Source organism: Ekhidna sp. ABH4_415 (assembly GCF_056161305.1).
The window spans coordinates 378,092-386,017 of record NZ_JBSWYW010000006.1 but is presented as its reverse complement, the minus strand read 5'-3'; the positions used below and the strand labels follow the sequence as shown (position 1 = coordinate 386,017).

Below are 7,926 nucleotides of genomic sequence, written 5' to 3'. Positions count from 1 at the left end.
AATGGTACCAGTGATCCAGTCACCCATGGGAAATCATTATGAAAATTTCAAAACTGCTGCCTTACAGAGCCCTCATATTAAATCCATGACCGCAGTGGAAGAAATAGTAGGTGCGAAATTCCAGGTGGGTAACTATACGTTTGAAGGCATGGACAAATCGAAACCCTTTCCAAGGTTCAATGTGAGACATGATTTCGTTGAGACTATGAATATCCCCCTGGCAGCAGGCAGAGCTTATGATGAAGCAATTCAGACTGACGACTCGCTCGCTTTGATAGTGAATGAGACACTGGTCAAAAGCATGGGATGGGAAAGTGCTGAAACAGCTGTTGGCAAACGATTCAACTTTAGCGGTGAACTTAAAGGCCAAATAGTGGGTGTGGTGGAAGACTACAACTTTGCTTCCAAACACCACCCGATTGCTCCGCTTGTAATCACATTAAATACCCGTCCCGAAGCATTTAATCTCTTCATTAAATACGTAGCAGTAAAAATTGAAGGCAAGCAAATGCAGGCCGCCATTTCGGATTTAGAAAAAGCCTGGATTTCTGTACTACCCGAGCGCCCGTTTGACTTCTTTTTTCTCGATGACAGACTGAATGACTCTTACAAATCGGAACAAAAGCTGAGTAGTGTGACTTTGATTTTTTCGATGTTAGCTATTCTGGTAGCCTGTCTTGGACTTTTTGGACTTGCTACCTTCAGTGTAGAGCAGCGAACCAAAGAGATCGGTGTAAGAAAAGTGCTCGGCATCAATACCTCTCAAATCCTCATGCTATTATCCAAGGAGTTTATGCTTTTGATTGGCATTGCATTCTTGATTGCAATCCCTCTATCCTACTATTTGGTAAATGAGTGGCTCAATGGATTTGCATTCCGGGTAGATTTTGCGCTCTGGCCATTTATCCTGGCCGGGCTTGTTACCTTTATTATTTCAATAGTTACTATAGCCTATCATGCTATGAAAGCATCGGCCATCAATCCGGTAGAGACCTTGAAATATGAGTGAGAGAAGGCTAGCCTTCTCTCCAATTTTCCATTTTTAGTGAGGGAATTCTTTGAAACTCTCCAATATTGGAAGTAACAAGGATTAGGTCATTTTCCAAAGCGATTGAAGCAATTAAAACATCATATGGACCGATGGGTTTTCCATCTTTCTCTAGGCCTACCCTGATTTTAGCTGCAGTTATTGATTCTTTCGCCTTAAAAGCAAGAACTTCTACATCCTTTATAAATCCTAGTACCGCTTCTTTGATTCCTTTCTTTAGGTTGGGATTCTTCAAAACGCCATAGTGTAACTCGTAAGCAGTAATAGCTGAGATTTTTACTTGAAGTGGAGAAAGCGATTGCAGTTTTTTAAATGTGTTTTTATCTCCTTTTACAAAATCACTAACCACACAGGTGTCTAGAAGGTAATTCACTTAAAAAATATCTTTATTTGGAGTCTTTAATTGATCTCTTGATTTCTCAAATGGCTCTAATGAAGGATCACTTTCAAACTCATTCATCCACTTGCCCCATGATGTATTTTTATCTTGCTTCAAAAGAAGTTCGATAGCTTTTCTAAAAGCAGCACTTCGAGAAATTCCTTTGTTTTGAACATAGGCTTCAAACTGTTCTTTTAACTTATTGGGTAAGTAAATGGATAAGTTCATCGCACAAATATATTATGTTATAATATATTCTTTGGTACGAAAAATCCTAATAATCTGTTTTGATTGACTTATTAAATGGAAGTCCAAGCTGATACTTGATGTCTTCGTCTTTGCTTGGGTCAGTCACGTCAAGGCCGTATTTGATTTTGGATGGGTCGTCATAGGTGAACGTACCGAACATCCGATCCCAAATGGAAAGCACATTGCCGAAATTGGTATCCGTCCATGGACGTTCAAAATGATGGTGGAACTTATGTGTGTTAGGAGTAATAATGATGTAACTCAATACCTTATCTAACCATTTCGGCAAGCTGATATTTGCGTGTGTCCAGTAAGTAAAGAAAATCGTGATGATTCTGTAAAACAGATAATAAGCGACCGGCATGCCAAATAAAATAAACGTAGCAAGTGCCAATGCCTCCCTCAACACAAACTCAATAGGATGCTGACGTACACCAGTAGTGAGATCTACTTTCGTGTCACTGTGATGTACCAAATGAAGTTTCCACATCCATTTCACACGATGCAGCAGAAAGTGTGCAAAATATTGTGATACTAAATCAAGCGCGACAAATGAGATCAGTAATCCAAGCCAAACGGGCATCTCAAACCAGTTGAGAACTCCAAACTCTGCCTGTGACGTCCATTTTGTAGCACCCACAAGCGCTACTCCATAGATCACATTGATAATCATCAGGAAAACGAAGAAAAACATATTCACCCCATCGTGTCGCAAACGCTTATAGTCATGCTTCACAAGAGGAATGAAATTCTCCAAAATAAAAAAGAACGCCAGGCATATACCAACCCAAATGATTTTTTGGATGGTTGTCAGCTCAGCAAAATAATTTAGAAAATTCTCCATCACTTACTGCTTAATCCGATAACGAATATACAACAGCAGCAATAAATCGATTGTTCTAAAATTCGCAATTACCAGGCGTGCGTGGGAATGGAATCACATCTCTGATATTGCCCATGCCCGTCACAAACTGGATCATTCGCTCAAATCCCAGTCCGTATCCACTATGAGGTACCGTTCCAAACTTTCGTGTATCGAGGTACCACGAAAGCTCTTCTTTCGGAATATCCATTTCCTTCATACGCTCCTCCAGCTTAGAACTACGTTCCTCACGCTGTGAGCCCCCTACTATTTCTCCTATTCCCGGAAAGAGCACGTCCATAGCCGCTACCGTTTTTCCGTCATCATTTTGACGCATGTAGAATGCTTTGATGTCTTTAGGATAGTTGTAAAGAATTACTGGCTTCTTAAAGTGTTTCTCAACAAGAAAACGCTCATGCTCAGACTGCAGATCTGCCCCCCATTCTTCAATTAGATACTGAAATTTTTTCTTTTGATTTGGTTTAGAACGCTTTAGGATTTCAATGGCTTCTGTATAAGAAACTCTTTCAAAATCATTTTCCGCAACGAATTCCAAACGTTCTAGGAGCGTCATTTCGCTTCGTTGGTTCTGAGGTTTTTGCTTCTCCTCGTCTTGTAGTCGCTTGTTAAGAAAAGCCAGATCATCCTGACAATGTTCTAGTGCGTGGCGCACCATGTATTTAAGCATCTCTTCTGCCAAATCCATGTTATCATCCAAATCGTAGAAGGCCATCTCCGGCTCCACCATCCAAAACTCCGCCAGGTGACGCGTAGTATTACTGTTCTCAGCGCGGAAAGTAGGCCCGAATGTATAGATCTCAGAAACTGCTAATGCAGCCAACTCGCCCTCCAGTTGACCTGATACGGTTAAATTGGTTTCTTTCTCAAAAAAGTCATGCTTATAATCTACCTGACCATTCTCTGTCTTTGGCACGTTGTTCAAATCCAGTGTCGTCACTTTAAATGTTTCGCCTGCACCCTCTGCATCTGATGCAGTTAAGATAGGTGTATGCAGATATAAAAATCCTTTCTCATGAAAGAACGTATGCAGCGCATAAGCCATCTGATGGCGAACTCTGAATACTGCACCAAAAGTGTTGGTTCTTGGTCTCAGATGAGCGATCTCTCTAAGAAACTCAAGCGAGTGTCTTTTCGGCTGTAAGGGATATTCATCCGGATGCGCCTCTCCTAATACCTCAATGTTTTCAACCAGCAACTCAACCGACTGACCAGCCCCCTGAGATTCAGCTAATTTGCCAGTTGCTGAAATACTGGCACCTGTGGTGATTTTTCTGAGCGTTGTTTCATTCGTTTTTGGTACATCCAAAACCAGCTGCAAGTTGTTAATGGTAGAACCATCATTTAGCGCAACAAAAGCAACATTCTTACTTTCACGCTTTGTCCGCACCCATCCTTTTACACATAATTCCGCTCCGGATTTTCCTTCCTCCAGAATTTGCCTGATTTTTGTTCTTCTAATTTTGTCCACCATCGTTAAATATTTGCGCGGCAAAAGTAACGAATGTGATATTTTTGACTCACATAGTGAGGTCTTATGCTTTTAGGCTTGCCTCTAAGCATAGACTTTAGTAACTATAAAGGCCCATGAGCTTGCTCAGGGCCAGACAACCAGGACTTAAAGAATGCAAAAACTCTCATTAACTCAATCACTACAGCAGAAACTGTCTCCGCAGCAGATACAGTTCATCAAGCTCTTGCAGGTACCAACAGCAGAGCTGGAGGCGCGTGTGGAGGAAGAGCTGGAAGTAAATCCTGCACTTGAAGAGGGCAAGGAAGAGAAGGAAGCGGATGAGCAACCGGACGAATATGAGGATGAGTATGAGAGTACTACTGAAGGCATTGAAGATTATCTACAAGACGACTATGCCGGATATAAAATGCAGGGAGATGGTAGAAATCCTGATGAAGAAGACAAGGAAAGTCCTATTTCAGTCGGAAAATCTTTACATGAACACCTGATCTCACAGCTAGGGTATCTCAAACTGGATGAGCGCCAGGAAATTCTTGGCCGCCAGTTGATTGGTAGCATTGACTCAGATGGCTATATCAGAAGAGAGCTCGAGGCAATTGTAAATGATCTGGCTTTTTCTCAAGGAGTGGAAACAGATGAGGAAGAGCTTGAAAGTCTGCTATACAAAATTCAAAATTTTGACCCGGCAGGTATTGGAGCCAGAAATTTACAGGAATGCCTTTCGCTTCAGCTGGATAGAAAAGATGAGGACAGTGAGATCGTGCAGACAGCAAAAAGGATTATTGAAAGCTGCTTCAATGAATTTTCTAAAAAGCATTATGACAAAATAGCAAAAAAGCTAGGACTAGAAAATGAAGAGCTTCTGAGGGAAGCCATTTATTTGATAACCAAACTAAATCCTAAACCGGGAGGTACTGGGGATGAGGTGGCCAAAACACAGTATATCATACCTGACTTTATTTTGGTCAATAATGATGACAAGCTGGAATTATCTCTTAATTCACGAAATGCACCTCAGTTGAAAGTCAGTCGTTCATATTCAGAAATGCTACAGGCATACGATAAGAGTGACAAAAAGGATAAGAAACTGAAAGAGACCGTTTCTTTTATTAAGCAAAAGCTGGACTCTGCGAAGTGGTTTATCGACGCTATCCGTCAAAGACAACAAACCCTGTTAAATACCATGCAAGCCATTGTTGACTTCCAATACGAATACTTTTTGGAGGGAGATGAAAGCAAGCTCAAGCCGATGATTTTGAAAGATATTGCTGAGCGGATTAACATGGATATTTCAACGGTTTCCAGAGTAGCGAGCAGCAAATCCGTACAAACAGAGTTTGGTGTGTTTCCGCTAAAATATTTCTTCTCCGAGGGCATTTCTACCGAATCAGGTGAAGATGTAAGTAGCCGTGAGGTGAAAAACAAACTCCGATCATTTATAGAAGCAGAGGATAAATCAAAGCCATTATCCGATGAAAAGCTGGAAAAAGCACTGAAGGAATGTGGCTACAATATTGCCCGACGTACCGTAGCAAAATATAGGGAGCAGCTAAACATACCTGTGGCACGCCTCAGAAAAGAACTTTGAAAATTTTGATGAAGATAATCTCGGTGGTTTTCCACCCACTTTTAATGGCAACCTATCTCAGCGCCATGTTATTCACTAAATCCCCCGAGCTATTTCCGCGAGTAATGCCACAAGTAATTCCGGAGTTTGTGCTGGTAGTGTTTATTACGACATGCCTTATGCCTGCACTCAGTATCTTTCTTTTAAGGACTTTTGCATACATATCCAACCTGGAGCTGACTAAACGAACAGAACGATTAAGACCATTTATTTTTATCGCTTTTTATTACGTGGCATCTTCCTACCTATTTGCAGACAAGCTGGAGATGGGACCTGTTTTTATGACAGTTATGATTGGTGTTTCTGCACTGATTATAGCACTACTTATCATCACCATTTGGTTCAAGATTAGTATACACGCAACCGCCATCTGGAGCGGTGTTGGGTTTATCACAGCACTAATGGTGACCATGGCTGTTAATCTTGGGTGGTACTATTTTGGGCTTATCATCGCGGCGGGACTTACATGCTCCAGCAGACTTTATCTGGGTTATCACCAACCAAAAGAAGTATGGTCAGGAGCCATACTTGGATTTGTGTACAGCTTCCTGATCATCATTATTTTTCTTTAGAATCCTGTAACATTGATACCTACGGTTGTCATGACCGGGCTTTCCCCGCTTGGGAATGGATCTTTGAATACATCAGAGACATATCTCTTATAGAAAAAATGAATACCTCTAAATCCTGCACGTATTTGATACCCGTATCTAAATGAGTTCAGATTAAATTTTCCGGAAGTTTTCTCTCTCACAGTTTCGCCGTTGTTATCATATTTCCATTTGGTGTGTGCATTGAGTCTGAGCCCCACAATACCACCAGCTCCAATAAAGAGCCCCTCCCCATCTTCCGTGCCAAATGGATGGAACCTAAACTCTACAGGAATATCCAAATAGGTTGTCGCCAGCTTGTTTTTGCTAAAGTTCTCAGGGTTCGGAACTATTAAAACTGACTGAATAAAATCATCATCTGTCGCAGTAGTTCCATTGTCATCAAGAACAGCACTTGCCAAAGTAGATGAATCCCCCAGGCTCATCTTTTCAAGTCCAAGGCCAATACCGTAATTGAATGATAGTTTACCACTGAGGGCTTTCCTTTTTGTATAATAAAGTCCTATTGACTTGGAAGACCATGTTCTTCTTTTTAAAGGACCGGGCATTGATGTCCATACGTTGAAGCCAACATCAACCATTAGTTCTCCAGGGATATCCGGACGCTTTAATCCACCCTCCTCTTGTGCGCTTGCATTAAATAAAATAAGTGCTAAAAGTGCTCCAACTATATATTTCATGTGTATGTAGTTATTTTTTATTGGCAAATATGGAATTCGCATCAAACATTCAAAGCGGTTGGAATATTGCGCCTCCGAATATTTATGCTCATTTCATATGTGCTTTATGATTTTGCTGCAAAGAAGCGGCTTTTTCCTCGTTTTTGTTCTTAATGAATGTTAAATGATAAAAAGCCGTTCAAGAAAAATTTCGGCAAAGATAGAATCATGGAGCAGTAACGAAAATTTTAAAGCATAATTGTTACTTTTGCGCTCCTGTTGGACTCGTAGCACAACTGGATAATGCACCTGGTTACGGCCCAGGAGATTGGGGGTTCGAATCCCTCCGAGTTCACATAAATTAAAAGACCAGCCTCGTGCTGGTTTTTTTATTTATAGGGATTGGGGATGAGAACCCCATGGGGTTCGAAATGGAACGCAGTGGAATTCACTAGGGGATGTGCGGAATGAATGTGCGTATGAGTAATCCCTCCGAGTTCACTTGAAAAAAGGCTAGCACATGCTAGCCTTTCTTCAGTTTACAAAACTTTCTTTTTCATCAAAACTGAAGTTTTGTCTTCCTCAACATTGGTCCATGCGAAATATAATGTACCATCAATCACTTCCACCTAAGGAAATCCACTTCCTCTTGATGCACTGGTCTTAGATACAACCACCGGATTACCCAAAGAACCATCTATTGATACTTTTCTAAATTTGGTAAGCGAAGTTTCATCCTCTAAGTCAAGCCAACTCACATAAGCTGATTGATTGTCAATCATGACAATATCTACTCTACCTACTGAGACGGAACCATCCACAATGATTGGCTCATTGAAAGATTCTCCTGTAGCATCCATAAAAGCGACCTTCACTTTGGCACCTATTCTGGTATCATACTCAGACATATAAGGCCTAAGAGGATTCATTTAAATTATTATTCAAACTCGAAAATGCAAATGATAAAAAAAGAGTGACTCACCTCTGAGCCACTCCATT

The 7,926-nt window shown here is 41.0% G+C and carries 9 protein-coding genes and 1 tRNA gene; 4 read left to right on the top strand and 6 right to left on the bottom strand.

The features are described 5' to 3' along the window. Nucleotides 1-1,009 (top strand): ABC transporter permease (locus ACXAH9_RS13020; RefSeq protein ID WP_474895293.1); only part of this gene is annotated, 1,009 nt, incomplete at its 5' end. Nucleotides 1,010-1,016: 7 nt separating this feature from the next. On the opposite strand, the gene ACXAH9_RS13015 is transcribed toward ACXAH9_RS13020, so the two are convergent. The 4 genes from ACXAH9_RS13015 to asnS are packed head-to-tail and all read right to left on the bottom strand — an operon-like array spanning nucleotide 1,017 to nucleotide 4,030. Continuing rightward, entirely contained in the window at nucleotides 1,017-1,421 is a 405-nt protein-coding gene (locus tag ACXAH9_RS13015; RefSeq protein ID WP_474895292.1) for a PIN domain-containing protein, read from the bottom strand. Then, nucleotides 1,422-1,655, bottom strand: a complete 234-nt coding sequence (locus tag ACXAH9_RS13010; protein WP_474895291.1) for a ribbon-helix-helix domain-containing protein — start codon at nucleotides 1,653-1,655, stop codon at nucleotides 1,422-1,424. A gap of 46 nt (nucleotides 1,656-1,701) precedes the next feature. Then, nucleotides 1,702-2,520 (bottom strand): sterol desaturase family protein, encoded by an 819-nt coding sequence (locus tag ACXAH9_RS13005; RefSeq protein ID WP_474895290.1) that lies wholly within the window; start codon nucleotides 2,518-2,520, stop codon nucleotides 1,702-1,704. 55 nt (nucleotides 2,521-2,575) lie between these two features. Continuing rightward, nucleotides 2,576-4,030, bottom strand: coding sequence for an asparagine--tRNA ligase (asnS, locus tag ACXAH9_RS13000; protein WP_474895289.1), 1,455 nt, complete (start codon nucleotides 4,028-4,030; stop codon nucleotides 2,576-2,578). Between the two features lie 151 nt (nucleotides 4,031-4,181). Between asnS and rpoN the strand changes: the two genes are divergently transcribed. Continuing rightward, nucleotides 4,182-5,618, top strand: coding sequence for an RNA polymerase factor sigma-54 (gene rpoN / locus ACXAH9_RS12995; protein WP_474895288.1), 1,437 nt, complete (start codon nucleotides 4,182-4,184; stop codon nucleotides 5,616-5,618). 104 nt (nucleotides 5,619-5,722) lie between these two features. Beyond that, a complete protein-coding gene (locus ACXAH9_RS12990; RefSeq protein ID WP_474895287.1) occupies nucleotides 5,723-6,229 on the top strand; it encodes a hypothetical protein in 507 nt (168 codons plus the stop codon). Here the strand turns inward: ACXAH9_RS12990 and ACXAH9_RS12985 are convergent. Beyond that, nucleotides 6,226-6,948, bottom strand: a complete 723-nt coding sequence (locus tag ACXAH9_RS12985; RefSeq protein ID WP_474895286.1) for an outer membrane beta-barrel protein — start codon at nucleotides 6,946-6,948, stop codon at nucleotides 6,226-6,228. The two genes, ACXAH9_RS12990 and ACXAH9_RS12985, sit on opposite strands and share 4 nt — an antisense overlap. Nucleotides 6,949-7,208: 260 nt before the next feature. Here ACXAH9_RS12985 and ACXAH9_RS12980 point away from each other — a divergent pair. Further along, nucleotides 7,209-7,282: transfer RNA gene (locus ACXAH9_RS12980), tRNA-Arg, on the top strand. Nucleotides 7,283-7,556: 274 nt separating this feature from the next. On the opposite strand, the gene ACXAH9_RS12975 is transcribed toward ACXAH9_RS12980, so the two are convergent. Next, nucleotides 7,557-7,856 (bottom strand): hypothetical protein, encoded by a 300-nt coding sequence (locus ACXAH9_RS12975; RefSeq protein ID WP_474895285.1) that lies wholly within the window; start codon nucleotides 7,854-7,856, stop codon nucleotides 7,557-7,559. Between the last annotated feature and the right edge of the window lie 70 nt (nucleotides 7,857-7,926).

Coding starts and splice junctions, on each gene's coding strand:
- ACXAH9_RS12985 (WP_474895286.1), bottom strand. CDS start 6,948: ATGAAATATATAGTTGGAGCACTTTTAGCACTTATTTTATTTAATGCA.
- ACXAH9_RS12975 (WP_474895285.1), bottom strand. CDS start 7,856: ATGAATCCTCTTAGGCCTTATATGTCTGAGTATGATACCAGAATAGGT.
- ACXAH9_RS12990 (WP_474895287.1), top strand. CDS start 5,723: ATGCCACAAGTAATTCCGGAGTTTGTGCTGGTAGTGTTTATTACGACA.
- rpoN (WP_474895288.1), top strand. CDS start 4,182: ATGCAAAAACTCTCATTAACTCAATCACTACAGCAGAAACTGTCTCCG.
- ACXAH9_RS13005 (WP_474895290.1), bottom strand. CDS start 2,520: ATGGAGAATTTTCTAAATTATTTTGCTGAGCTGACAACCATCCAAAAA.
- ACXAH9_RS13010 (WP_474895291.1), bottom strand. CDS start 1,655: ATGAACTTATCCATTTACTTACCCAATAAGTTAAAAGAACAGTTTGAA.
- asnS (WP_474895289.1), bottom strand. CDS start 4,030: ATGGTGGACAAAATTAGAAGAACAAAAATCAGGCAAATTCTGGAGGAA.